General features: G+C 39.6%; 27 protein-coding genes, 2 other RNA genes, 1 pseudogene and 1 riboswitch. Of the genes and pseudogenes, 16 read left to right on the forward strand and 14 right to left on the reverse strand.

Annotated elements, in window-relative coordinates:
• Positions 1-66: 66 nt before the first annotated feature.
• Positions 67-729 carry a DUF4352 domain-containing protein gene (locus tag CVD23_RS05165; RefSeq protein WP_101576358.1) on the forward strand — a complete coding sequence of 221 codons (663 nt, stop codon included), beginning with the start codon at positions 67-69 and terminating at the stop codon, positions 727-729.
• A gap of 348 nt (positions 730-1077) precedes the next feature.
• Here the strand turns inward: CVD23_RS05165 and CVD23_RS05170 are convergent, their stop codons facing one another.
• Complete coding sequence (locus CVD23_RS05170) at positions 1078-1440, reverse strand: ArsR/SmtB family transcription factor (RefSeq protein WP_101576357.1); 363 nt, start codon at positions 1438-1440, stop codon at positions 1078-1080.
• Positions 1441-1464: 24 nt separating this feature from the next.
• Positions 1465-3189 carry a SulP family inorganic anion transporter gene (locus tag CVD23_RS05175; RefSeq protein WP_101665391.1) on the reverse strand — a complete coding sequence of 575 codons (1725 nt, stop codon included), beginning with the start codon at positions 3187-3189 and terminating at the stop codon, positions 1465-1467.
• 236 nt (positions 3190-3425) lie between these two features.
• On the opposite strand from CVD23_RS05175, the gene CVD23_RS21820 reads away from it, so the two are divergent.
• A complete protein-coding gene (locus CVD23_RS21820) occupies positions 3426-3569 on the forward strand; it encodes a hypothetical protein (RefSeq protein ID WP_180955543.1) in 144 nt (47 codons plus the stop codon).
• Positions 3570-3630: 61 nt separating this feature from the next.
• Here the strand turns inward: CVD23_RS21820 and CVD23_RS05180 are convergent, their stop codons facing one another.
• Positions 3631-4374, reverse strand: coding sequence for a hypothetical protein (locus CVD23_RS05180; protein ID WP_101576356.1), 744 nt, complete (start codon positions 4372-4374; stop codon positions 3631-3633).
• Positions 4375-4974: 600 nt separating this feature from the next.
• On the opposite strand from CVD23_RS05180, the gene CVD23_RS05190 reads away from it, so the two are divergent.
• Positions 4975-5964: a sigma-70 family RNA polymerase sigma factor gene (locus CVD23_RS05190; protein ID WP_101665384.1), complete on the forward strand. Its 990-nt coding sequence runs from the start codon at positions 4975-4977 to the stop codon at positions 5962-5964.
• Between the two features lie 66 nt (positions 5965-6030).
• Here the strand turns inward: CVD23_RS05190 and CVD23_RS05195 are convergent, their stop codons facing one another.
• Positions 6031-6933 (reverse strand): LysR family transcriptional regulator, encoded by a 903-nt coding sequence (locus CVD23_RS05195; RefSeq protein ID WP_101665385.1) that lies wholly within the window; start codon positions 6931-6933, stop codon positions 6031-6033.
• 142 nt (positions 6934-7075) lie between these two features.
• Between CVD23_RS05195 and CVD23_RS05200 the strand changes: the two genes are divergently transcribed.
• Positions 7076-7633, forward strand: a complete 558-nt coding sequence (locus CVD23_RS05200) for a flavodoxin family protein (protein ID WP_101665386.1) — start codon at positions 7076-7078, stop codon at positions 7631-7633.
• A 15-nt stretch (positions 7634-7648) separates the two neighbouring features.
• A pseudogene (locus tag CVD23_RS05205) lies at positions 7649-8110 on the forward strand (alcohol dehydrogenase catalytic domain-containing protein); the annotation flags it as partial.
• A gap of 65 nt (positions 8111-8175) precedes the next feature.
• Here CVD23_RS05205 and CVD23_RS05210 read toward each other — a convergent pair.
• Positions 8176-8478 (reverse strand): spore coat protein, encoded by a 303-nt coding sequence (locus CVD23_RS05210; protein ID WP_101576352.1) that lies wholly within the window; start codon positions 8476-8478, stop codon positions 8176-8178.
• Positions 8479-8491: 13 nt separating this feature from the next.
• The gene (locus tag CVD23_RS05215) at positions 8492-8680 is read right to left on the reverse strand and encodes a spore coat protein (RefSeq protein WP_101576351.1); all 189 of its coding nucleotides are present in this window, start codon (positions 8678-8680) and stop codon (positions 8492-8494) included.
• A 193-nt stretch (positions 8681-8873) separates the two neighbouring features.
• Here CVD23_RS05215 and CVD23_RS05220 point away from each other — a divergent pair, with 193 nt between their 5' ends.
• Positions 8874-9383 (forward strand): DUF1572 family protein, encoded by a 510-nt coding sequence (locus CVD23_RS05220; protein ID WP_219619910.1) that lies wholly within the window; start codon positions 8874-8876, stop codon positions 9381-9383.
• 87 nt (positions 9384-9470) lie between these two features.
• Here CVD23_RS05220 and CVD23_RS05225 read toward each other — a convergent pair whose 3' ends face one another.
• Positions 9471-9986, reverse strand: coding sequence for a Dps family protein (locus CVD23_RS05225; protein WP_180955545.1), 516 nt, complete (start codon positions 9984-9986; stop codon positions 9471-9473).
• A gap of 153 nt (positions 9987-10139) precedes the next feature.
• Between CVD23_RS05225 and CVD23_RS05230 the strand changes: the two genes are divergently transcribed.
• Positions 10140-10367: a hypothetical protein gene (locus tag CVD23_RS05230; RefSeq protein ID WP_101665387.1), complete on the forward strand. Its 228-nt coding sequence runs from the start codon at positions 10140-10142 to the stop codon at positions 10365-10367.
• A 59-nt stretch (positions 10368-10426) separates the two neighbouring features.
• Here the strand turns inward: CVD23_RS05230 and ssrS (CVD23_RS05235) are convergent.
• Positions 10427-10621: non-coding RNA, 6S RNA (gene ssrS, locus CVD23_RS05235), on the reverse strand.
• A gap of 405 nt (positions 10622-11026) precedes the next feature.
• Between ssrS (CVD23_RS05235) and sigH the strand changes: the two genes are divergently transcribed.
• From sigH to CVD23_RS05255, 4 genes are all read left to right on the forward strand, one after another.
• The gene (sigH, locus tag CVD23_RS05240; protein WP_101576348.1) at positions 11027-11680 is read left to right on the forward strand and encodes an RNA polymerase sporulation sigma factor SigH; all 654 of its coding nucleotides are present in this window, start codon (positions 11027-11029) and stop codon (positions 11678-11680) included.
• 138 nt (positions 11681-11818) lie between these two features.
• Positions 11819-12436: an NUDIX hydrolase gene (locus CVD23_RS05245; RefSeq protein ID WP_180955548.1), complete on the forward strand. Its 618-nt coding sequence runs from the start codon at positions 11819-11821 to the stop codon at positions 12434-12436.
• A 127-nt stretch (positions 12437-12563) separates the two neighbouring features.
• Complete coding sequence (locus tag CVD23_RS05250) at positions 12564-12890, forward strand: antibiotic biosynthesis monooxygenase family protein (RefSeq protein ID WP_101576347.1); 327 nt, start codon at positions 12564-12566, stop codon at positions 12888-12890.
• Positions 12891-13008: 118 nt separating this feature from the next.
• Positions 13009-13608, forward strand: a complete 600-nt coding sequence (locus tag CVD23_RS05255) for a DUF502 domain-containing protein (protein ID WP_101576346.1) — start codon at positions 13009-13011, stop codon at positions 13606-13608.
• Positions 13609-13675: 67 nt separating this feature from the next.
• Here CVD23_RS05255 and CVD23_RS05260 read toward each other — a convergent pair whose 3' ends face one another.
• Positions 13676-15052, reverse strand: coding sequence for an amino acid permease (locus CVD23_RS05260; RefSeq protein WP_101665388.1), 1377 nt, complete (start codon positions 15050-15052; stop codon positions 13676-13678).
• A 375-nt stretch (positions 15053-15427) separates the two neighbouring features.
• On the opposite strand from CVD23_RS05260, the gene CVD23_RS05265 reads away from it, so the two are divergent.
• Entirely contained in the window at positions 15428-15652 is a 225-nt protein-coding gene (locus CVD23_RS05265; protein WP_101576345.1) for an alpha/beta-type small acid-soluble spore protein, read from the forward strand.
• A 256-nt stretch (positions 15653-15908) separates the two neighbouring features.
• Here the strand turns inward: CVD23_RS05265 and ssrS (CVD23_RS05270) are convergent.
• A non-coding RNA gene (gene ssrS / locus CVD23_RS05270) (6S RNA) lies at positions 15909-16103 on the reverse strand.
• A gap of 398 nt (positions 16104-16501) precedes the next feature.
• Positions 16502-16669: a hypothetical protein gene (locus tag CVD23_RS21825; RefSeq protein WP_180955546.1), complete on the reverse strand. Its 168-nt coding sequence runs from the start codon at positions 16667-16669 to the stop codon at positions 16502-16504.
• 162 nt (positions 16670-16831) lie between these two features.
• On the opposite strand from CVD23_RS21825, the gene CVD23_RS05275 reads away from it, so the two are divergent.
• A complete protein-coding gene (locus CVD23_RS05275) occupies positions 16832-17569 on the forward strand; it encodes a DUF2161 domain-containing phosphodiesterase (RefSeq protein WP_101576344.1) in 738 nt (245 codons plus the stop codon).
• A 211-nt stretch (positions 17570-17780) separates the two neighbouring features.
• Here the strand turns inward: CVD23_RS05275 and CVD23_RS21615 are convergent, their stop codons facing one another.
• The gene (locus CVD23_RS21615) at positions 17781-18026 is read right to left on the reverse strand and encodes a WYL domain-containing protein (protein ID WP_125927710.1); all 246 of its coding nucleotides are present in this window, start codon (positions 18024-18026) and stop codon (positions 17781-17783) included.
• Between CVD23_RS21615 and CVD23_RS05280 the strand changes: the two genes are divergently transcribed.
• The 3 genes from CVD23_RS05280 to CVD23_RS05295 all read left to right on the forward strand — a co-directional run bounded on the left by CVD23_RS05280 (position 17910) and on the right by CVD23_RS05295 (position 20493).
• On the forward strand, positions 17910-18500 hold the full coding sequence (locus tag CVD23_RS05280) for a phosphotransferase enzyme family protein (protein ID WP_125927712.1): 591 nt from the start codon (positions 17910-17912) through the stop codon (positions 18498-18500). The two genes, CVD23_RS21615 and CVD23_RS05280, sit on opposite strands and share 117 nt — an antisense overlap.
• Positions 18501-18914: 414 nt before the next feature.
• A complete protein-coding gene (locus CVD23_RS05285) occupies positions 18915-19130 on the forward strand; it encodes a hypothetical protein (RefSeq protein ID WP_101576341.1) in 216 nt (71 codons plus the stop codon).
• 880 nt (positions 19131-20010) lie between these two features.
• Positions 20011-20493 (forward strand): hypothetical protein, encoded by a 483-nt coding sequence (locus tag CVD23_RS05295; RefSeq protein WP_101576340.1) that lies wholly within the window; start codon positions 20011-20013, stop codon positions 20491-20493.
• 107 nt (positions 20494-20600) lie between these two features.
• Here CVD23_RS05295 and CVD23_RS05300 read toward each other — a convergent pair whose 3' ends face one another.
• Positions 20601-22871: a YIP1 family protein gene (locus tag CVD23_RS05300; protein ID WP_101576339.1), complete on the reverse strand. Its 2271-nt coding sequence runs from the start codon at positions 22869-22871 to the stop codon at positions 20601-20603.
• Between the two features lie 12 nt (positions 22872-22883).
• On the reverse strand, positions 22884-23645 hold the full coding sequence (locus CVD23_RS05305) for a hypothetical protein (RefSeq protein WP_101576338.1): 762 nt from the start codon (positions 23643-23645) through the stop codon (positions 22884-22886).
• Positions 23646-24142: 497 nt separating this feature from the next.
• Positions 24143-24225, forward strand: a riboswitch (cyclic di-GMP riboswitch).
• Positions 24226-24320 lie beyond the last annotated feature (95 nt).

Genomic DNA, 24320 nt, shown 5'->3' on the forward strand with positions numbered 1-24320 from the left:
AAAAGTCCCGTTGCTTTAAATAGCAGCGGGTGCTTTTCTTAATAGTGAAATATTAGGGGGATTCCATTGAAAAAACTGTTTTTCGTCCTTATTTTATTATTCTCTCTTACTGGTTGTGCTCCAGAAGACAATACAGAGAATCAAGCTGCTGAAAACAAAACAGATAAAAGTGAACAAACAGAAAAAACCGCCCCAAAAACAAATGAGGATATCTACGTTCCCAATCCGCAAGTAACGGATGATATTAATCTTGTAACAGTGGGGGAAACAATTACAGACGCAAAAGGCGAACTTACTTTAAAAGCTTATGATCAAGTTAATGAGACTGTTAAAATTGGCCCTGTTGAAATGGTCATTAAAGATATAAAAGTGTTGCACTTCGTTCCCGATTACAGCATGATCGATTTTTTCCATGCTTATACCCATGAAGAAGAGTTTGATTTTGTAAAGGTCGCCGTTGAAGTGAAAAATACATCGAATCATGCGGTGAAATTTAATCCGATTGCCGCTCTTGAGATGAACAGCGGCGAACACAAAACTTATGAAGATGATATTTACCTCGAAGAATTAACCGGTGAGATTGAAAGTAACGGCGTCAAGAAAGGAAATATGGGTTTCATTCTTCAAGAAACTGATGATATTCAATCGGTTGAACTGTTAACAAGCGATGCCGTGGATAAATCCGACAAGATTATCGAAAAAGGGAAAAATATTAAATTGGATTTATGATCTGCAAAAAAAGCTGTCTGAAACAGGCAGCTTTTTTTGCGCATCTAGGGAGAATAATCGTTTCGCTTAATTAAATCGCATTTTCGCTTAATTCTCGATTTTTTCGCTTAATTCCTGGGGAGTTTCGCTTAATTCCCTCCATTTTCCGCTTAAATAATTTTATAAGATATCTCAGCTAGTGATTTTTGGAAATAAATAGATTTAATTGTAATTATTTAGGATATTAAAATCGCTTAACCGACTGATTTGATCATATTTCTTCTCGAGAGAGCGATTTTTTTAATGAGAAGAAAACTTTTATGTTGGTTTCTCATTTATCCTTCAGTGATTCATTCCAATATTGGTATTTTAAGATTCTCTTTGTAATTCTTCATCTCCACTATTATCCGTATCACTAAACTTATCCAGCATGGTTATAGCATCCACTAAATGATTGTTAAAAATTTGCCGTGCAACAGAAAGAAGCTCAACAATCATTGGGTCACGGAGTGAATAGATTACACGGTTGCCATCCTTAGTACCCACTACAATATTTTTCCCGCGCAAAATGGTTAGTTGTTGTGAAACGGCAGAGCCTTCACTTCCAACAAGGCTTTGAATTTCATTAACGCTTCTGTCTCCTTCTGACAACAACTCAAGAATTCTTATCCTCAGGGGATGGGCAAGTGCTTTAAAAAATTCCGCTTTAAATCGTTGCATTTCTAGATTCAATTTTTTATTCCCCTCTTCAATAAATTAAGTGGTAAATACTTCCTTTCTTTCCTTGACTTGTTGTTTAGCGCCTGATAAGGAAGCACATTCCCTAAAAGCGAAATGTCTGCAACCCAGGCATTTATTTTGATTTAATTGTTTAATAGCATAATTGATTGCTTCACCTGTGTGCTCAAAAAAATGTTCTTCTCCAATTGAATCGTATAAGCCAGTTTTGATTAGCAAATTTTTAGGCTGTGGTCTTATTCCGGATATTAAAACGATGCCGTGCTTTGAAACATTCTTAACGATGCTTGAGAAGTAAGATTCGCCAGTGGTATCCATAAATGGAACTTTTCCCATTCTTAAAAGTAAGACCGTTGGCTTCATATTTATTGAACTCATAATGGTCTGTTCAAATGTTTGGGCTGCACCGAAAAATAGCGGACCTTCTACATTATAAATGCTAAATTGTGGACAATCGTGTGTATTCGTAACAACTTGGCTTTCTACTTTTTCGTGTTTATGGCTGGGATTGGGCAATGCCTTTGCAGTTACCATTATATCACTCATTCGTTTCGCAAACATAATGACTGCTAAAACAAGCCCTACTTCTACTGCAACTGTTAAATTAAGAAAAACGGTTAATAAGAATGTTACAACTAAGATAAGTGAATCTGTTGTTTTAGTTTTCAATACATTATAAAAAACGTGTCTCTCACTCATATTCCAAGCAACTATCATTAAGATTGGCGCCATACTTGCCAATGGAATTTTTGAGGCGTAAGGTGCAAAAAGCAATAACACCAAGAGTACAACTATACCGTGTATTACTCCAGATAATGGAGATGCAGCTCCATTTTTTATATTTGTAGCAGTTCGTGCTATAGCACCTGTTGCTGGAATACCACTGAACAACGGGGTTATCATGTTCGCTATACCTTGACCTATTAGTTCCTTATTACTGTTATGCTTGCTATCTGTCATGCCATCTGCCACTACTGCCGACAACAGGGATTCTATTGCACCCAGTATTGCTATAACAAAAGCTGGTTGAATCAATTGCTGAATACGTTCAAACGTTATTTCTGGTACATGAAATTGTGGCAGATTGTTTGGAATCTCGCCAAATGCTGAACCGATAGTTGCTATGTGATCAGGGTAAAGAAAAGTTGCAACCAATGTTGAAAAAATAATGCCGATAAGAGGTCCAGGTATGTTCGGAAATATTTTAGGCGTTAATAAAACAGATATTAAACAAATGACAGCTGTTATCACACTGTAGACGCTGATGCTCTGAATATGTATGATGATCTCGTTCAAATTACTAAGAAACGATTCGTGTTTCTCTACGCCAATAAGTCCAAGGAAATTTGGAATTTGACCAACAAATATGATGATGGCAATACCCGAAGTAAAGCCGACCGTTACGGGTTTTGGAATGAATTTAATTAATGATCCTAGCCTTAAAATTCCCATTAAGATAAGAATAACTCCTGCCAAGAACCCAGCAAGCAATAAATTTTCAAACCCATATGTTGTAACAACTCCGAATAAGATCGGAATAAATGCCCCTGTTGGTCCTCCTATCTGATATCTTGATCCTCCAAATAAGGATATTAATATACCTGCAACAATAGTGGTGTATATACCGAATTCAGGTTTAACCCCCGACGCAATAGCAAACGCCATCCCCAGCGGTATAGCGATAACACCAACTACAAGCCCGGATACAAGATCCTTCTGAAAAGAGTGAACAGAGTATTCCATATATCTTCCGCTTAAAAGCCACTTCTGCAGCACAAAAACACTTCCCTGTTACCATATTTGTATATCTGATTATTTGAATATAAGATAACTTGAATTTATACCCCATCAATATTTATGTCAACTGTTAATAAGTTAGAATGTGCAAAAATGGGAAAGTAACAAAAGTCTTAATCTTACGTTTAGAATTAGCGAAATATGGAACTCTAAGGGTAAAACTACTTAAGGAGGAACTGTTGATGGATGATAAAAAAAATAAAATAAAATATGATGATCAGGGAAATGTGATTGCGAATAGACCAAATGCCAAGGAGGCAGAGCTAGACACAAAACAGGGGATCATGGAAGAAAAGAACCCTGATGACTTTGACATTTATGAATAGAGGTTCGCTGGTGAAAAAAGGGGACGATAGCACAGGCTGCTAACGTTCCCTTTTTATGTTCTCATGATTGTTTCGTAATTTTAGAAGGATTATTAATTTTATAACGTATATCTTTGTTCAGTTTTTTATCGACGATCTTTGCATTAAACGTGATAGAGTCACCTGTTTCCAGCTCCGATTTTTTCAATGTATTACTGTAGCCGCACCATGCCTCACCGATTTCCAACGCATTATCCCCAACGATTTTAACCTTCTCTAATACTAAAATTTCATCTTCGCTCTCAGTGAAGTGGTTGTACTTGGTGGTAAACTCTTTTACGACCGCTTCAAAGGACACTTTATCAGCTGGTAGATCCAAAACTGCCTTTTGCTTTTTTTCCTTAGCGTCTTTTTTGTTGTTAGCTTTTTTACTGTTGCTTTGTTGTGCGTCCCCTGAGATTGGAACCTCCACAGCAGGTGGTACAGCTGCCCCTGAAACAGGCACCTCGTTTGCGGTTGGTTCTGCCTCTGAATTGAATACAGAGTCCTTTCCAAAAGAAGGGCTTTGCATTTCTTTCAAATAAGCGGGATGCACGCAATGCAGGGCACCATTGGCAAACGAGACGATCGCAGTTTCATGAGATCCGTTGGTGTCATACCCCTCAATGATCACCTTGTAAGTCGCGTTTTCTCGCTTGTATAGAAACTCATGCTTGGCCGATTTAGCGGAAGCCGAGATAAGGCCCCAAGCTTTCGTTTTCGAGATATATTCATCTTCACTGTTGAATGCAGTGTAATCGCCTTTTGGCGGGATCGTAGTAAACATACATGGACTCCTCCGTTATTTCTTTTACTTTAATTGTACTAGAAAATGTGTGAAAGAAAAAATGGTGAGCGGAATTGTCGGTTCTGCAAAAATGGTTCCGGACTTTCGCGGATATATTTGAAGTTTCGCGGATATATGAGATTTTTCGCGGATAAAGTGAGCTAAATCGCGGATATATTTAATTTTTCGCGGATAAAGTAAGCAAAATCGCGGATAACCGATTTCCGCAAATGGCACAAGCTGTAAACCTGCTACTATATTGGCTGCAGTTGTGAGAAAATGCGGCTCTTCCCGGGATGGATGGATTATAGTTTCATTAAAAATGATAAAATTAATACATACTGTTGCCTTTTTAAGAGGGAATAGAAGGTTTTTATACTGATCGCAGTCAGATTAGTTAGACATCGCACACAGTTTGCAAGACGTATATTCCAATTGTCTTCTGCACCTCCTGTATAGGAAGAATTAGGGCAGAGAAGATTTTATAGCCTATATGCAAGAAACTATATGAGCATTCCATTAATGAGAGCGCATATATTTTCAAATGATTTGACCGTTTTCATGCTAAATTAACGTCTATATTTACGAGGAGGTGAACAGGTGGAGGTTTCAGACCAAGAACTTGTAAGGAGGTCTGCGCAAGGCAGCTATGATGCTTACGCAGAGTTGGTAAACCGGTATTCAAACTTGGTTTATTCAATCGCTTTAAATAAGATTAGGGACTTTCAGCATTCAGAAGATATCTCCCAGGAAGTATTCGTCAAAGCATGGTCAAAGATCGCTGATATGAACGAAGGAGACAAATTCTCTGCGTGGATCTCTGCGATAACGAGAAACCAATGTATTGATTGGTTTAGGAAAAATTCCAAGGAAGAAGTAGTGTATTCAGAAAATCATAATGACGTCTCAACCGATTTCATTAAGCAACACGAAATAAAGATCACAATATGGGATGCTCTTAATCGGCTGGATGAAAAATACCGTCTGGTCACTATTTTGTATTTTATAACCGGATTCAGAGCGAAGGAAATTAGTGAGCAACTAAATTTAACCTTGAGCGCTGTGGAGAGCAGGCTAAGAAGGGCGAAAGAAAAACTTAAAGAGGAGCTGTTCGATCTTATGGCTGAAACATTTAGCGAACATAAAGTGGGCAAGGAATTCGAGGAAGAAGTTATGTGGCGAATTATCCCCAGAATTGCGACAATCGAAATACCTGTATCTAATGTAAAAACGTCAATAGACTGGTACAACAAAATTTTAGGAACGAAAGTGATCTCTGAAACTGATAATACGGCTATGCTGCGCCTTCAAGGCGGTAACAGAGTAGGGGTTCCCACCATTTATCTTGTGCAAACCGCTGATTCCAGCCGGCTGTCATTTAAGAACACGAACACCAATATCACTCATAGTATTATTGATTTTTTTATTCACGACCTGAACAGATTCTACACTTTCTTAATGGAGCAGGGTGTCATCGTAACCGGTATTAACTATATTCCGGGAATGCCGGGCTTCGGAGGTTTTGGCTTCCTCGATCCTGATGGTAATTCACTATCTGCCTGTAATGTAACCTTTTCTGGCCAGGAATGAGATGTTATGTGTGCAAATGAGCTGCAAACAGGCAGCTCATTTTTTCATACAAGAGTAGAAGCGGTTTTAAGCATTCTGATATGTGTTAAAAGTTTTCCGCGTCAACTCTACAAAAGCCGAAATCGGGGGTGTGATCCATTTATCTTTATGCCAGGCTATTTGCGTAAAAATTGGCGCTGTTGAGGTTTTCCAAGCCAGTTTTTCCAATCGTCCCATTTTAAGATCTGCTTCTACTGCCATTGCCGGCAATAAGGCAATGCCAAGCCCGGCGATGACACATTGTTTGATCGCTTCGATGCTGACAAATTCGAACTTAGTTAACGGGAAAACTCCAGCTGAACGGAAATTTTCTTCCAAAATGGTGCGATATGAGCATCCGGTTTCCGTAAGCAAAAGTGTTTCGTGTTCAAGGTCTTTAGCATAAACTTCAGCTTTAGCCAGCAAAGAATGATCGGGCGCAGCAACCATGATGAGCTGCTCCTGAATAAGTGGCTCAACTGTCAGGAAATCCCCGGGTTTCGGTTTGTCCATAATGAAGGCAATATCGAGCTTTCCCTCCAATAACTGCTGCCTTACCATTTCATCAGAATGGGCTGGTTTAAAAATGAGCTTCACTTTCGGTAACTGGGCCTTAAACTCTTTCAAGATCGGCGGGAGCCGGTAAGTGCACTGGCTTTCCTGTGCCCCAATCGTTAGCGTGCCTGCTGTTTTTTCCTCTCCGTTCACCGCCAGTTTTGCTTCCTTGGCTAGCATGATCATTTTATCAGCATACAATTTAAACTCGCGTCCGGCTTCGGTTAAAATCAGCCGTTTACCCAGGCGCTCAAACAAAGGTGTCCCAAGTTCGGCTTCGAGTGCTTTTATTTGCGCGGTTACGCTTGATTGAGCAAAATTCAGCATTTTCGCTGTCTGGGTAAAATTAAGAGTTTCTCCAGCTATTTTAAAAGTAATCAGTTGTTTAATCTCCACATTGTCACCTGCTTAATTCGCTATTCTCGATCGATACAATCAAAATAATCTGCTTTTTTGATTAATGGGTTTATTATAAGATATGAGTGACCCGGCAACAAGCTAATCGAATCGTACAGTCGAAAAAGGAGGAAGTGCCCGCATGACAATTGCAGTTATTTATGGAGGAACCCGAAAAAATGGTAATACCGAGATTCTTACCGAGCAGGCAGTCCAGGGGTTAACCGTGGAAAAAATATTCCTGAAGGACTACGAAATCAGGCCAGTTGAAGATCTTCGCCATACGGAAGCGGGGTTTCAGGAAATAAGTGACGATTACAACTCAATCATTGAGCGGATCTTGTTGCATGACATATTTATATTTTCGACTCCTATCTACTGGTATAGCATGTCGGGAATTATGAAAAACTTTATTGATCGCTGGTCACAAACATTGAGAGATGCTAACTATCCCGATTTTAAAAGCAGGATGATATCGAAAAAAGCGTATGTGATTGCGGTTGGCGGAGATGAGCCGCACCTCAAGGGCCTGCCGATGATCCAGCAATTTCAGTACATTTTTAATTTTATTGGTGTTCAATTTGAAGGCTATATACTTGGTAAAGGAAACAAACCGGGCGATATTGATCAGGACAAGAACGCATTATTTGCTGCTGCTGAACTGAACAAGAAAATCACATCTTCACAATTTATCGATTAAAAGGAGGGATAAATGATGAAAGCACTTTGCTTTAACGAATTTGGAAATGCTGAGGTATTAAGATATCAAGAAGTACCAGATCCCTCACTGGCTCGAGGGGAAATTCTTGTTCGCACCAAAGCGATTGGCTTTAACTTTGCTGATATTTACAGGCGCAGAGGCGATTACTATCTTGCTGGAAAACCACCTTACATATTGGGGTATGAAGGCTCTGGGATTGTCGAGCAAATCGGTGCTGGAGTGACTAAAGTCAAAGTTGGAGACCGCATTGGATTTGCGGATGTCCCGTTTGCCAATGCAGAACTGGTTGCCGTTCCGGTGGAAAAAGCGATTCCGCTACCCGAACAGATTTCCTTTGAAACAGCGGCTTCTGTCTTACTACAAGGCTTAACAGCGCAGTATTTAACGAGAGACAGTTATGAATTAAAGGCAGGTAATACGATTCTTGTCCACGCAGCAGCCGGTGGAGTTGGCCAGAAGAAAAGGTCATTCAGATAGACAAACGAATGACCTTTTCCTTTATGACATATGTTGAAATATATCTATTTGTTTTCAGTAAATTGTAAAGCAGTGCGTGCGGCAGTCAAGTCAATATTTAATTGTTCAACCACATTCGCCGGATGATAATATTGATTTGAAATCATGTAGGCGGAGATTCGTTCATGAAGTTCAAGCGCATCATCAAGCTGGCCTCTCAGGACTTGCCTAACTTCTGGATTTGCGGATTCAGTCAAGGCGATTGCATAGCTTTTCACACCCGTTTTTGCAGCGATTAATAAGTCAGTAGCAATTACCTGGTCAGTCATTCCGTCTGTTCCCGTCACATTTTGCATAAACTCATTCATGTATTACCCTCCGTTAAGATAAAATATTTTGTAGCTGCTCAATATGATGTCTGGACTTATTAACGTCCTCGTTTAAGATCCTCTTCAGCTCGTCGTCCTGAGCTAAAGTGCTCATGGTAGCCGATTTTGTTGCACAAACATTTTTAAACATCAGCAATTCATGCAGTTCAAGCGTTTCATGAACTCCAATTGGTGTAGCCATATCATGACCTCCTTTTTTATATCAAACATCAGTTATTATGATTGAAACGCCATTTTTTTATGTACGTTATTTTTTCCTTGCGAGTTGAATTCAGCTCTACTTTTTTAATATTAGTATTGGAGATTCGAGTATGGACAAAGAAGTTGAAAGGACCAACAATATTGACAATGATTAACGAGGGGGAGATTTAAACGTGACAACTGTTCAAAAGGATATATCTTCAGAATATTTAAGGGTTATCAAGCTGCAATTTCAAGAAATGAAAAAGACCACCGAAAAGACATTTGAACAGTTGGATGATGAAGCATTTTTTTGGTATCCAAATGACGACTCCAACAGTATCGCTGTAATCGTGAAACATGTGAGCGGAAATATGGTGTCCCGCTGGACAGATTTTCTACACTCTGATGGTGAAAAACCGGATCGCGACCGGGATGGAGAATTTGAAAATACAATTTCAAACCGGGAACAATTGTACGAGGTATGGGATAGAGGATGGAATGTATTTTTTCATGCATTAGCAACGCTTAACGAGGAACATCTTCTGAAGAACATAGTGATCAGAAACGAGCCACATTCTGTGATTGAGGCCATAGAGAGGCAGATGTATCATTATTCGTACCACATCGGTCAAATCGTTTATATCGCTAAACAGCTTAAAGGGGAGAGTTGGAGAAGCTTAACGATACCGAGGAAAAAATAATTAAAAATCCTTGATTCTTTTCTATTAAAGAAGGAGGCGTATCACCGAGATTGGCCTCCACCGTACAGTTTTTTTGCAGATTGTCAATCAAGATCCTTTAGGATTAGCATAACCCATTGTTTCTAAGTAGGCTGTGAAGAACCAGACATGTTTCTCCAAAAAGCCGAGTGCTGCTGCAATCAGGTCGATTGTAAATTCATCGGTTGTCTCTCTCACGAATTGATCGACTTCACGCAAGTAGCGTGCAGTTGCAGCGAAATCATGGGCAACCGCGTAAGCGATAGTCGCCGTGTCGTACGGTGCACTTGGGACTTCCGCGAGAGTTGCGTAACATACGAATTCACGCATAGAGGCAAGCGGAAAAAACCCCAGCATTTTGATGCGTTCAGCAATTCGATCAATTTCAAGAGCAACTTCCTCGTAGAGCTCAGCCAGTTTTTCGTGGAAATCAATAAAATCAACACCCACGACATTCCAGTGAAAATTGCGTAATTTAATGTACACGACATGCAGATTGGCTAAGTATCTGTTAAGGGCATTAGCCAATTTTCTGGCGTATTCTGGATCCAGACCAGTCAAGGTGGCACGAAGTTCACGCGACACAATATCATCCTCTCTCAGTTGATTTCATAAATAATATATGTTTTGGGCTTGTATGGAGTTCTGATATCATTAGCGGTGTTGTCTTTGCTCGTTGAAGGGTCGTAAGCCCGGAAATATCTGCACCAAACCGGACCAAACGAAGGGACTATTGTTATGGATACGTTATTGCTTACACGATCTGCGGTTCAGGGGCTTCTTAATCCCGCTGAATTATTGCCGGAGTTAATAGAGAATGATGAAGCCCTCGGCAGAATAAGTAATCATCAAATAACAATTTATGGTTCAGTCGGACTTGCTTTTCAAGACTTGGCCGCGGCATGGCAAGTATATAGAAAAGCGAAAGAGCTTAATATAGGGGAGAACATAAATTTTTTAGAGTGAACTGAAAAATGAGCGTAAAAAAACCAGCTCCCGATAGGAAACTGGTTTGGTATCGTTATTATGTAGCTGCCTTTGCCGTATTTAATATAAGAAAGTTTTAAACCACCACTCCTCAAAGTGGGTGTTCGCAGAAACCTTCCTGCACGTCCTCCTTGTCGTATAGACAGAGGCTTATCATTTCGGCTTCAATTAAAACTCCCTATTACAGCTTAAAGGTTAAAACTTTATTATCGTTACGTACAATGCAGCTTGTATTAATATATTACAATAATTTTTTAGTGTGTTCAATGGTAGTTTATGACTTTTCTTTATGATAAATCGATCCTAAGGCGTATTAGTAAAACACACTTTGTTAAAATCAGTCCTAGAACAAGCTTTTTTATTAGTAATCAGAATTTTTAGCAAAATCACCAAATAATTCATTAAAAAATTCGACAAATACCTTCTTTGTTGGACAAACATAAGGGATAAACAATTCGGACCAGAAGTTTTCCCCTTATTTTAAGACAGAGAATGTAGAGAATAGTCGTTATTTGTGAATATCTTTCAAAGCCTATCTGCGTTAATATTATATCTGTAATTTCTGGTAGTTACCTTAAACAAGAGGCGACGTTTCAGTTTAAACATCAAACTCAGGCAGATGCAGTGGAGGGATATGAGTGAGTGTAAGCTTCGGAGTAAAGCTGATTGAAAATTATGCGAATTTAGAAGATGACGTTTTGGTAGTGTTGGTACATAATGGGGATGAAGAGGCATTGAATTTTTTAATTCAAAAATACCGTAATTTTGTGCGGGCCAAGGCAAGCAGGTACTTCCTGTGCGGCGGAGACCGGGAAGATATTATTCAAGAGGGAATGATTGGCCTTTATAAAGCGGTACGTGATTTTAAAGAAGACAAGTTGAGTTCTTTTAAGGCGTTTGCCGAACTTTGTATCACCAGGCAAATCATAACCGCGGTAAAAACAGCAACCCGGCAAAAGCATTCGCCCCTCAATTCGTATGTGTCTTTGGACAAGCCCATTTATGAGGAAGAATCAAACCATACACTGATGGACGTAATATCCGGTACAAAAGAAATGGATCCGGCAGCATTAATCATTATCCAGGAAAAGGCCGACGATATTGAACTGAAAATGGCAGAAAAGCTTAGTGATTTAGAAAGAAGAGTCTTGGCTTTATATATAAACGGGCACTCATATGTGGAAATCTCCCGGGAATTAAACAAGCACGTAAAGTCGATTGATAATGCCCTGCAGCGAATAAAAAGAAAACTGGAAAGATATCTCGAGATGAGGGAAGTCATTTTGTATTAAAAAATAATCGCTGCCACAGCCGTCGGATTTCAGAGAGTTTTCACTGTGCGAACTATCATCACATCAACAATCTTATCCAGCGTTATCAAGCATATGCTGGATGCTGATCAAGATTTTAAAAGAGTGGGTGTTCTCGAGGTGAGTCATAAATGGCTGGAATGGGCAAAGCGGCTTCAATCAATCTCCCAAGCAGGGTTAACTTTTTCAAAAGATGTCTTTGATATCGAAAGGTATGAGGAGCTGCGAAAGATCAGTGCTGAAATCATTGCCGAACACACTGATCTGGACATGGAAAAAGTTAAAGAATTATTTACGAACGAAACAGGCTATCAAACGCCAAAAGTTGATGTGCGCGGAGTTGTTTTTAAGGATGATAAAATCCTGATGGTACATGAAAAGCTGGATAACAAATGGTCTTTGCCAGGCGGCTTTTGTGAAATAGGCTTATCACCGTCTGAAAATATTGTGAAAGAAATAAAAGAGGAGTCTGGTTATGAGGTAATTCCAAAGAAGTTACTTGCTTTACTGGATATGAATAAACATCCGCATCCTCCGCAGCCATATCATTATTATAAAATGTTTATTCAATGTGAGTTAATCGGCGGGAAGGCAAGTATCGGGGTCGAAACATCCGGGAACGATTTTTTTCCAGAACATAAGCTGCCGAGTATTTCTGTTAAAAGGAATACGGAGTCCCAGCTAAAAATGCTTTTTGACTTTTTAAGAAATCCACACAGAGAGACGATGTTTGACTAGCTGCAAGCGAACAGCTGGTCTTTTTTTTATTGGCTGCCGCCAATTGTATGTGTCCTCTTTATGGTATCGGTTATAATAAAGTGTTCATACAAGAAACTATGTTATTTTTTTGGGGGGATACAAAATTATGACTTTAATTGCTAAAACTCCACAGCCACCGTATTATGCGGTCATTTTCGTTTCCCAAAGAACTGAAGTGGACAACGGATACGGGAAAATGGCAGAGGAAATGGTAGAATTGGCTTCGCAACAGTCTGGATTCTTAGGGGTAGAAAGTGCACGCGATGAGGGATTGGGCATTACGGTTTCTTACTGGGATTCGTTAGAAGCTATCAAAGGCTGGAAGGAGAATTCCGCCCATAAAGTGGCCCAGGACAAGGGAAAGGCGGAGTGGTACAAAAACTTTGCATTAAGAGTTTGCAAAGTGGAGCGAAACACATTTTTCGAAATGTAGTCGACTGCTTTTCCGACACAATGCCGACCTAACGCGGATAAAATTCGGTCCAACGGTGGATATATCCACCAACATTCCAATCGCAAAGAATGACATAAAACCGCTGGGAGCTAGAAAAATGAAAATCATTTTACGAAATTTTATTAATGGGATTTTGACAATTGTTCCGATTATTCTTGTTGTGTACGTTGTTTATAAAACGTTTATGTTTTTGGATGGCATTCTTGGGAATGTGCTGAAACCTTATTTGAAGGATGATTATATTCCCGGGATTGGGTTGCTTGCGACGATTGTCCTGATTACGGTTTTAGGCTGGTTGTCTACGAAATTTTTAACGGGAACGATTTTTCGGCTCATTGACAGGTTGCTTGAAAATATTCCGATTGTCAAAACTCTCTACTCAGTTATCAAAGATACAATCCATTCTTTTCTCGGGGACAAAAAGTCATTTTCAAAGGTAGCCTTAATCACAATCCCCGGCACAGAAATCAAAAGCATCGGATTTATTACAACAGAAGAACTGGCAAGTTTTTATGATCCTTTAAAAGATTATGTAGCAGTTTACGTTCAGCAAACGTTCCAGGTGGCTGGTTTCACGTTTTTGATTCCGAAAGACGAAGTGGAAATTATTGATGTGAAACCGGAAGATGCCATGAAGTTTATCCTGTCTGGCGGAATGACTTCACAAAGTAAAAATAAAAAAGCAGAAGCTAAATAACGTTCTAAAAACAGACCCGGAGCTCGCGATTCCGGGTCTGTTTGTATTATTCATGTCCCATACGAATTTATCCGGTTTGCGTTTTTTCCTTATCCCAGACTTTGCGCATCTTAAGAGCAATTAAACCGATAATTATAATAAAGAATATGCTGACAAAAAATCCAGGACGAATCTTTTCTTCGAAAACTGTGCCGCTGATCGCTGCCAAAATTAAAGTCAGCCCCAAAAAAGCAATCGTTTTCCCTAAAAATTTAAATTCCAGGATTCGAAGCGATGAAATAATAATAAAAAACCAGTTGTACAACAATAAAATCCCGGCTGCAGTTGTGATATACTCATAAATTTTTCCAGGCAAAAGCAAGGCTGTGATAATGGATAACAACAGGCCAACAGCTGCCAGGCCTAGTGAAGGAAGTGGGAAATTTTTTATTTTTTTTACCTTTTTGGCAAAAAAAGAAGGCGCATCGCCGTCTTCAGCGAGGGTGACAAGCAGGTTTGTCAACCCGAATAATGACGCGGTCATCGTTGAGAAACCCGCTACAATAATCGCCCCATTAAAAACGTGTGGAAAAAAGGGGAGATTATAGTTGGCTAAAGCCGTTACAAAAGGGCTTTCTTTTTCATGGAATGCTCCATGTGTAACCATAATCACCGCAAGTGCAAGCGATACGACATAGATTACCGCCAGTGTGAATATCATAACTGTCCCTGCTTTTGGGGCGTCCTTCTTGTTTTTAAGACGCATCGCCATTAGTCCGAGAACTTCAATCCCCCCGTAGGCATAGAAAGCATAGATTAGGGACGACCAGAACCCTTTAAACCCTTCAGCAAACAGCTCGTTTGCTGAAGTTGGAAGGCCGGGACTGTTGGCATCCCCATCTATCCAGCCAAGCAGGGCCGCAGCAGCAAGAATAATAAACATGATAATGGCCGCAACCTTCACAACGGCCAGAAGGTCTTCAACTTTATCAAAGCTATTTGTGCCCATTAATACGACAATAATTGATAATAGTGCATATCCAGCAGCAAAAATCCATAGAGGGATCTGATGAAACCAAAAACGTGACAGGATCGAAAGCGCGGTTAATTGGCTTCCCATGATGAGAATGTTGGAACACCAATAGTTCCATCCGCAGGAAAAGCCGGCCCACTGCCCGTAGGCTTTCTTTGCGTAATAGCAAAATGATCCTTCCTGCGGATCTTTGGCTGTCATTTTTGCCAGTACATTGAATACGATATAGGTTCCGATTGCCGCCAACATGAAGGAGAAGACAATCGAAGGACCAGTTATGCTTATCCCTATGCTCGAGCCAAGGAAATATCCTGTTCCGATCGTGCAGCCAACCCCCATCAATGAAAGCTGCCACCATGTCAATCGTCCTTCATTATTCTTTTTGTTTGAATCTTTATTTGAACGATCCGGGTTGCAGCCAGCAGTACTCATACAATACCTCCAATGTTAGGTACTAGTATTATTCGATATAAATGAATTGATTATGTTGTTAGGAAAGTTTCTTTATTTAGGCAAAATAGAGTTGCAAAGGACTGCAGTCATGTTGGAGTTCTTGAAATGGATGTTACTAATAGGTAATTTTCGGAAAATTAAAAAGGGAATTGCAAGCCGTCAATTCCCTTTTTAACATAATCAAAATAAGAAAAAGGAGATGAAGTGAGGAAGAGCTTGACAGCTCGCCAATTATGTCAGGTCTTCCTCTCAACAATCATATTATTGAATTTCTCCTTATTTATATTCAATCCAGAATTTACAATGTAATAACTGAAACAAATTAGAGACAATAACCTTAAAGGAGGTGATAATATGTCACGTCGTGGTGGTAACCGTGATAAATTGGTACCAGGTGCTCAACAAGCAATCGACCAAATGAAGTATGAAATCGCAACTGAGTTTGGAATCCAGCTTGGAGCAGATCAAATTTCTCGTGCTAATGGTTCTGTTGGTGGAGAGATTACAAAGCGTCTTGTTGCTACAGCTCAATCTCAGTTAGCAGGACAATTTGGACAACCAGGTGCGCCTACTCGCTAATCTGTGTAACTTAAAACAAAATATTTAAATGGCTAGGGCTACCTACCTTGCGTGGGTAGCCCTTTTATGTACTGAAAAGGCAAGTAATTGTTTGACGAATCTAACTTTCATTGATAAATGAAAAGCTCTCCATAAATATGGAGCATAAGTAGTTCACATGGATAAGGTGACCATTTAAAGGCTTAAATATGCAGGCTATCCCAATTAAACACAAAAAAACCAGTTCCCGATAGGAAACTGGTTTGGTATGCGTTATTATGTAGCCGCCTTTGCCGTATTTAATATAAGAAAGTTTTAAACCACCACTCCTCAAAGTGGGTGTTCGCAGAAACCTTCCTGCTTGTCCTCCTTGTCATATAGACAGAGGCTCGTCATTTCAGCTTCAATTAAAACTCCCTATTACAGCTTAAAGGTTAAAACTTTATTATCCTTACGTACAATGCAGCTTGTATTTATATAGTACAATAATTACTTGTTGTTTTCAATGGTAGTTGTTTCCCTAAAAAAAAGCACCCATGATCCATGAGTGCTTAATGACTCCCAAACCAGATAAATACAAGAATTTACTCTAAAGGTGTGAGTTCAGATAGTTTCACCAATTTTATCACGTGGCCATTTTTGATTTCACAATATCCACTATCGTAAATCCAATGGATAATATAGATCTCTGATTCGTATTCCACCTTGCTTCCTTTAACTAACTTCAAAACACTCCCCCTATCACTCTGGATGGGAGCCTTGTTTAAAGTAACAGTGTATGCGTTTTCTGGTCAACGTTCATTTTATGGATAGAATACGATGGCAGTTTGTTTTAATTAAAAAAAACGCCAAAAAATGGCGTTTGCGAAATCAATGGTTGTTTTTGTTATTATTATGACGTTGTTTATTGCCATTGCCTGTAATATTATTTACCACTTTGGAAATCGCGTTGGCGAATTGATCAAACATGCCGCCACCGCCATTCTGTTGTTGGTTGGTCCCCTTGTTGTTGCGCTGGTTGTTATTTTGGTTTTCCATCTTTTCACCTCCTCATTTTAGGATGTGTAAACACGAAAAAATCATCCCTCTATCAGCATTGAATTTGTTGGAGTTGATTACTGTTTCCCATGCTAAATTGCAAAGGTTATTTGTTACAAATAATGTTATACTTACGTCCAAAAGGATTAAAAGGGGATATAAATGCCGAGCAAAAAGGATAAAATATTCGAAATGGACTTGTACAAACCGGTCCAAAAATACTTTACCCAACAGGGATATGAAGTTTACGGCGAGGTGAACCACTGCGATCTGGCCGCAGTTAAGGGGGAAGATTTAATCGTTGTAGAAATGAAGTTACGATTGAACGTCGAATTGCTGATCCAGGCGACGAAAAGACAGCGGTTTGCCGACAGCGTTTATATAGCAATACCAAAGCCGAAACAAAGCTTATTTTCTAAAAAATGGCGCGACATTTGTCATCTGATCAGAAGGCTGGAATTAGGATTGATCCTGGTTTCATTTCAGCGGAACAACGTAAAACTGGACATTCCTTTTTCACCCGCGTCCTTCGATCGATTGAAGAGCATGAAGCTCAACAAGAAAAGAAGGGCTAACATCCTGACAGAAATCAAGGGAAGGAACGGTGACTATAATGTAGGCGGAAGCAACAAAACAAAAATTATGACTGCCTATAAAGAAAATTGCATCCACATCGCCACTTGCCTTGACTGCTTCGGACCGCTATCCCCAAAATCGCTGCGGGAAATGGGAACAGGTGATAAAACCTTGTCAATTCTTAATAAAAACTATTATGGATGGTTTGATAAGATCAAGAGGGGAACGTACACGATTAGCAACATTGGAAAAAGCGAAATACAGGAATACCCTGAGGTTGCTGACTATTATTATAAATTAAAGCGGGATGAAGGTCAGATATAGCGTTATTCCTTCAATTTTTTAGATAATACTTGTTAAGAGCAAACAAATCCGCGTCGGGAGCCATATATCTGTGCTCACTCAGGTAAGATGTATGAATGGATTCGAATATCTGCGGAAAAATAAATATATCCGCGTAAGCAGGAATATGTTGTTGAAGCCAAATCCGCCCCCGAATGACGGTAATTTCGATTGCAGCAGTAACCTTTTGTAATTACGGGGCGTTATGAAACTCAATGGCGGCCCTTGCTGAAGCAATGACCTTATTATGCAGCTCTTTCGGTTCAACAATTTTGATCCGATTCGAAAAGCCGAGTATGTATTCAATCGCTTCCTGCTCGCTATGAAAGCTCAGCAACGCACGAATCCAACCTATCAACCCCTGGATCCGGCAATCAGACATCTGGAATGGAATGAAGGAAGAGTTTTTTCCGGATTTCCAGAATCCGCCGGACAACATGTTTATGATAAATGGATCAGTTTCATCAATGAATTACAACAACTCCCGAAGGACAAGGATTTATACGGATTAATTCACAATGACCTCCATCAGAAAAACTTCTATATAAATGGTGATAAGATTATCCTCTTTGATTTCGGCGATTGCGAGCATAACTGGTTTGTTTACGATATTGCAATATCATTGTATCATGCCATTCAGCTTATTCCAGAGACTGAAAAAGAAAGAAGAGAAAAATTCGCCCTGAATTTTTTGGATGCATTTTTGACCGGTTATAATCAAGAAAACAATCTTGATAAAAGTTGGCTATCCAGGCTTCAATTCTTTTTAAATTATCGACAGGTGTATTCGTTTGTTTATCTATCAAAATTTTTGAATATTGAAGAATATAATTTGAATGTTAAAGCAGTGTTGGCAAGAATGAGAGGAAGAATTGAAAACGATATTCCGTATATCGAATTGAATATTTCGTAAGATAACGGCTGATTTTCAGTATGTTTTATATATAAATTAGCGAGTATCAGTTCGATACTCGCATTTTTCGTCTTTTCGCTTTCAGTTTAGGTTCGATTAAAAAACGCTTGTAGCCATCTCGGTATTTCCATTTTTACTTCAAAAATTAAATCTAAATTGAAAATCAAACATGTGAAAGCCAAAGTAATTGCAAAGACTTAGCCAACTCACTTTGTAGTTTGTTCGCCCCCCTTCTGAAAATTAAACGGGGCGAAAGTCTTGAACTTTCTAAATAATTCAATAAAATCGTTAAGCGTATATAAAGAATCAGTTAACGTTGGTTAAGAGTGCTGAAAACATATTTTCATTTTGCTGAAATCCTTCTATGATATATCTTGTAACTCAAATTGCAACATTTAAGGAGGCAAAAAAACTATGAAAAATCTTAAACAATGGTTATTAGTGTTAATGGCATCGTTCATGTTAGTAGGTATTGCCACAGGTTGCAGCAACGAAGAATCTGACACAGAAGGAACAGAAACTGAAGAAAACACAAATACTGAAGAAGGCACTGAAGAAGGTGCTGAAGAAGGTACAGAAGAAGAAGCTGAAACAGGTACCGAAGAAGAAACTACTGAAGAAGAAAAATAAACACACAAGGGGGCTGAACCGGACAAGGTTCAGCCCTCTATTATATGAACGACATAAACGATTAGGGGAGACATCTTCCGGTCGAATGCACATATTTATCTATATAAATTGAACTAAACAATTTCTGTTTGAATGGAGCGGAAGGCGCGAAGACTCCTGCGGGATGACGGGGCAGGGGAGACCCCACAGGCGCTTCTAGCGCCGAGGAGGCTCCCCGGCACGCCCGCGGAAAGCGAAGAGCCTGGAGCGGAAATTAAAGAAAAACTTATGTTCAATTTATATAGTTCGGAACAATGTTTGTTATGTTAAAGTATCGCTGATCATAACAGATACCATCAAGCCCATATAAATCAGCTTCGTAAGTAGTATAAAACCAGTTTCAAAAGTGAACTTAAATAGGTTCTTAGCCTTACATATAATGGTATCGCTTAAATAAAGCTGAGTTTCGCTTGATTCTTGATTTTTTCGCTTAAATCACCGGGCTTTTCGCTTAATTCCTCTCATTTTTCGCTTAATTCCTCTGCCTAAATACTCTAAAAAGTAATTTTATGTAAATTTATGGTTTTAATTGTAAGTTATTTTATTAAAACCTAAATTATTCGACCAAATTTGTTAGTCTTCTCCTGAAAAATACGCAAAAAGAGTTTTTTTAACAAGTTTTAAGCAAAAAAACATAAAATTTCTGAGAGTTGTAGTGTTTCGAGGTCCAGGTGCATAGCTTAGTCCTTGAATCACAGAAACTTTTAATGCCGGAATCCTATTATTTGTTAAATTGGTGTCTTTATAGTGAACCTTTATGTCACAAGAAAGGATTGCAGTAAACATTCCCCGAAGTCTTTCCATGCAATGATCGTAAAAAAATGTGGAAAGGTGGCATAACATGGGTGAATTTTTTAGAAGCAGTCCTATTGCAAGCAAACTTCTTGTTATTGTTCATATGCTTTTGGGCGTTGGTGCTGTATTTGGAGGTTTTTCTCTCATCATTGATACGAGCGGCAATTTGTTAAAGATGCCGATCTCATTGCTTAAACAATCTCCGTTTAATGATTATCTCATTCCCGGCATCATTCTACTTTCTTTGTTTGGGGTTGTTCCATTAATCCTGGCTGTTGCACTGATGAAAAAGTGGCAATGGAAGGCAGCCAACAAGCTTAATGTGTTTGCTGAAAAACATTGGTCCTGGACATATTCGTTATATATCGGGTTCGCATTGATAATTTGGATTACGCTGCAGGTTTACTTTATAAATGATGTTCATACCGTTCATTTAGTCTATATGGCTGTTGGGCTGGCTATTCAAATCCTTACCTTGTTGCCGGGCGTACAAAACTATTATGTAAATGAACAAACACCAGCTTTCTGATATAAGAGTCCCTCGATATAGCACATCTGCTTGACCTGGATAAGAAATTGATTTTCACAAATCAAAAGCACCCTCTTTAAAAATCAAGGAGGGCGCTTTTTAACTGCTTAATTGGTAATTTCCCGCCCGTTATGATCAATTGTTTTGATAAGATTTTTGTTATCGTCATAAATATAGCGGGTCTTCCTATCTTGGGCATCATACTGGACAACTTCATTTTCTAAATACTTATAACTGAACAAATGGTGGCCATTTCTCTTGATCCCGGCAACACGGTTGCGGGTCTTTTCGTAAGAGTATTCGTAAGTTGTCCCATCAACCGCGTGCACGACCTTCAGCCGATGAAAAGCATCATATTCATAGGTCTCGCTGGCACCGTCAGGAAAACGCACGGTTCGCAGCTCATTATTCAAATATTCGTAGCGAATTTCATTTCCCGTTTCATCGACAACCGAAGTGATCAATTCCCCGGTATAATGAAATTCGGCAAAGGTTCCATCCTGTTTCGCCGCACGTGTCAGCCTGCCTTTGTCGTCATACTCCAAGGATACTGCGCTTCCCTGCTGATGATGAATAGACATCAGCCGGCCGCCGTCAGGATCCGTTTCTGATTTGACGCCGTTAAAAGTATACTGGAATCCGGATGGAAGGTCGATCCTGTACGCATTTTCGGCCAGCTTGGTTAGCTTGTAATCAGGAGAAGCTGGCAGTATATATTCTTCTTTGCTTGCCAGGGATTGGTTTTGAAGCTCATAAACATATAAATAATAATCACCCCGGATTTCCCCAATACTTTGTTCATCCTGTTGCTCCAGGTAATGATAGTAACTAAAATACCATCCATACCCAAAAGGTGAGATCCAATTATGGGCATCACTGATATAAGTTCTTGCCAAATCGACTGATAATAAGTCCGAACTACCCAAATAGTCAATTTTATTATAAGCAAGATAACCGTAAGGAAGACGGACCAGATCTTCTTCTTCATACAAACCAATGCCTTCGCTGTTGAGTCCAGCTTCTTCCTCTTCAAAATAAATATCTTCCCCGTTAGAACCAACATCTTCGCCGACACTTGATACAGCAGTTATAATCCCAATCAAAATGAACGGAATAGCAGCGATCAAGATATTCAAAATTGCCTTCCAGATCGAAAAGCGCTGCACTTCGCTCAAGCCAATCATTAACAGCACAATCGACCAGCATAGTCCAACAGAATAAAAAAGACTTGCACACAACAAAATGAGCGTAAGGAAGATATTGCTTTCCTGTGTAAGCAATTGGCCAGTGAACAGTTGCTCAGGGAAAAAAGCGATAGCTGGCAGCCATGCAAAAAACGCCCAAAAACTTGGAATGTTCATCCAGGCGTAAGCCGTGCGAATTTCTTTTTGTGAAGCTTTTCCTTTAATCGGTTTTCCGGCAATAAAAAATAAAAATCCATAAATATAGAGCAAAGCTATACCCGCCAAAGCACCCAGCAGCACGATCATCATCAATGTAGGGAACCAAGACCATGGACTAGGGTATTCGGAAGAGATAAGCGAAGTGAAAAGTGTAATAATTCCATTCAACATCGCGATCGGTAACACACGTGATTTTTGTTCGCCAGAAGTAAGCTGCCGAATGGTGAGCCTTGCCTTTACCAATATACTTAAGAACGGATATTTTACAACCTGAATGGATTGCTCCTCCACGGGCCCTTCTTTGACATCCAATTCTTCACCAGTATCAACTCGCGCTGTTGACTGCTCAGCTGCAGACTCCAAAGCAGCGGCCGCTTCTGCTTCTAATCTCTTTATCCGCGCCAGTTCCTCCTCATTGCTGGCAAGCACGATAATTCCTTTTTGCACGACCCTCGTTACAATTAAATAAACCGAGCATGACAAAATCATTAACAGGCCGCTAATCGCAAAAGAAATATTATCCTCATAAAATCTGATTATCGAATTTGCCGCAATTAAACCGTAAATAGAACCAGTAAGCCAAAGTAATTTGCGGCCCGCTTTTCCGGTGAGGATCTCATACTTTTTAAAAAATCTTGCCACCTTTATATAAGTGTAGGCTAGCCCTGCAATGGAAAGCGGCGGGATCATAATCATAGCAGCGTCCTTTGGGGCCAGTGGATAGGCGGAATCAAGCTGTCTCAAATCCTGATGGACCCGATAAATCCATATAAAAAATAGAACCGCTATGACAAAAAAAAGCATCAAATAGAAAGCATATGTAAATGAACCAATCGAGTATGCATAGTCCATATAAAAATGTTCATTAATTAGAAAGATAATCTGGCTAACGGTATAAATTCCCGCCATGATTGCATTTGCCCGCAGCAAAAAAACCAATAAATTACTCAGGCGGTTCGAACGTAATTCAAGCAACCTTTTTCCCCCTTACTGCAGCGTCTCTAAAAACTTCAAGGCATCATCCAATGTATCGACATACACGATTTCAAACAGGAAGTTTTCTTCCGCGTCCAGTTTTTTCGCTTCTTCTTCATTGCTGAGCCCTTCATACTCAAAGCGGTCCTTATCCTTCGGAACAAAGAAATAATCGACGTTATTCAGCTCGGCTGTGAACAGCTTGGCTTTGACGTACCCGATCGACCCAACCGTGTTGTCAGCTTCGAGCGTGCCAGTCCCGGCTATCTTATATTTGCCCCCCTTTGAAAAATCCAGACCGTGCCATTGCTCTGTCAAGCCTAATGCCAGCATGAGCCCGAACGACTCTCCGTAATATTCCTCCGTTTTGGTGACGATCTCGTTCAGCTCCGCTTCTAAATCATCCGCTGCTTCCCCGGCACCGTCGCTGGCACTGTCAACTGCATTTTGAATCGTTTCTTCTTTATAAACTTGATCCATCTCCATGTAGAAATTGTTCATCTCGATAACGTTCCGATCAACCGGAATAAATTCGGCATGGACAGCAGTTTTGGCAACAAGCAGCTTATCTGCCAGGTTTTCTGTGTAGCCGCCTTCCACATATGTAAAATAAACACTGCCATCGACCCCAATGTCCTCAACAGGGACAATATCGCCAATCGCGCTATATTCATAGTAGACGGGTAAAGAAAGCAAACCTGAACAAAAGAAAGTGGCTGCAAGAATCCCCCAGCCTGCTATTCTTTCTTTCCGTGACATTTTAGTAAGGCTCACCCTGTATTCCTCCATTCCCTTAAACACAAAACAAGCACTCCATTAGGATTAAATGGAATACCAGACTGTTCTTATATAAAACCGTGAATTTAAAATTTGGTTTTCTATTCCGCCTTTTCAAGCGGTCAACCTTTATTTCTATTTTCTTCCTAGCATTATAGACTAATAGTCTATTATTTCAAGTCCGAAATTGAAATAATTAGATGAATGGCTTAGAAAAACTTAAATATTTACCTTTTCTCTGATAACAGTCCTTGATGTTTTTGCCGAAAATTTTAAGAGTTTATTTTCTCTTTTCTTTCAGGTAAAGATCAATACTGTGAAGCCTGATAGGGAAATGTTTATCTTTTTCAAGGTCTAATTAAAATGGATTGCAGGCTCTACAGAAACTTGTTCTACAAGGGAATATTTAATTTTAATAGAAAAATATTGAAATGTTTTACTTAAAATAGTAATATATGATCAGGAAAAAAGTTACATAATTCAACAATATTAACCAATGATAAAGGCAAATCCGACGAAAGTTGGAGACGCAAAGCCACGGGTCTAAAGCAGATGCCATGACAGCCGGGTTACCGAATGGATTAAAGATGCTTCTTTCAGCTTCTTTTTGTGTGCGGTATCCTTCTGCTATTTAGCCGGCGGTGCCTCATGAAAGGAGCTGTTTTGTGTTTT

Source organism: Bacillus sp. V33-4 (assembly GCF_002860225.1).
GTDB lineage: Bacteria > Bacillota > Bacilli > Bacillales > Cytobacillaceae > Bacillus_BJ > Bacillus_BJ canaveralius.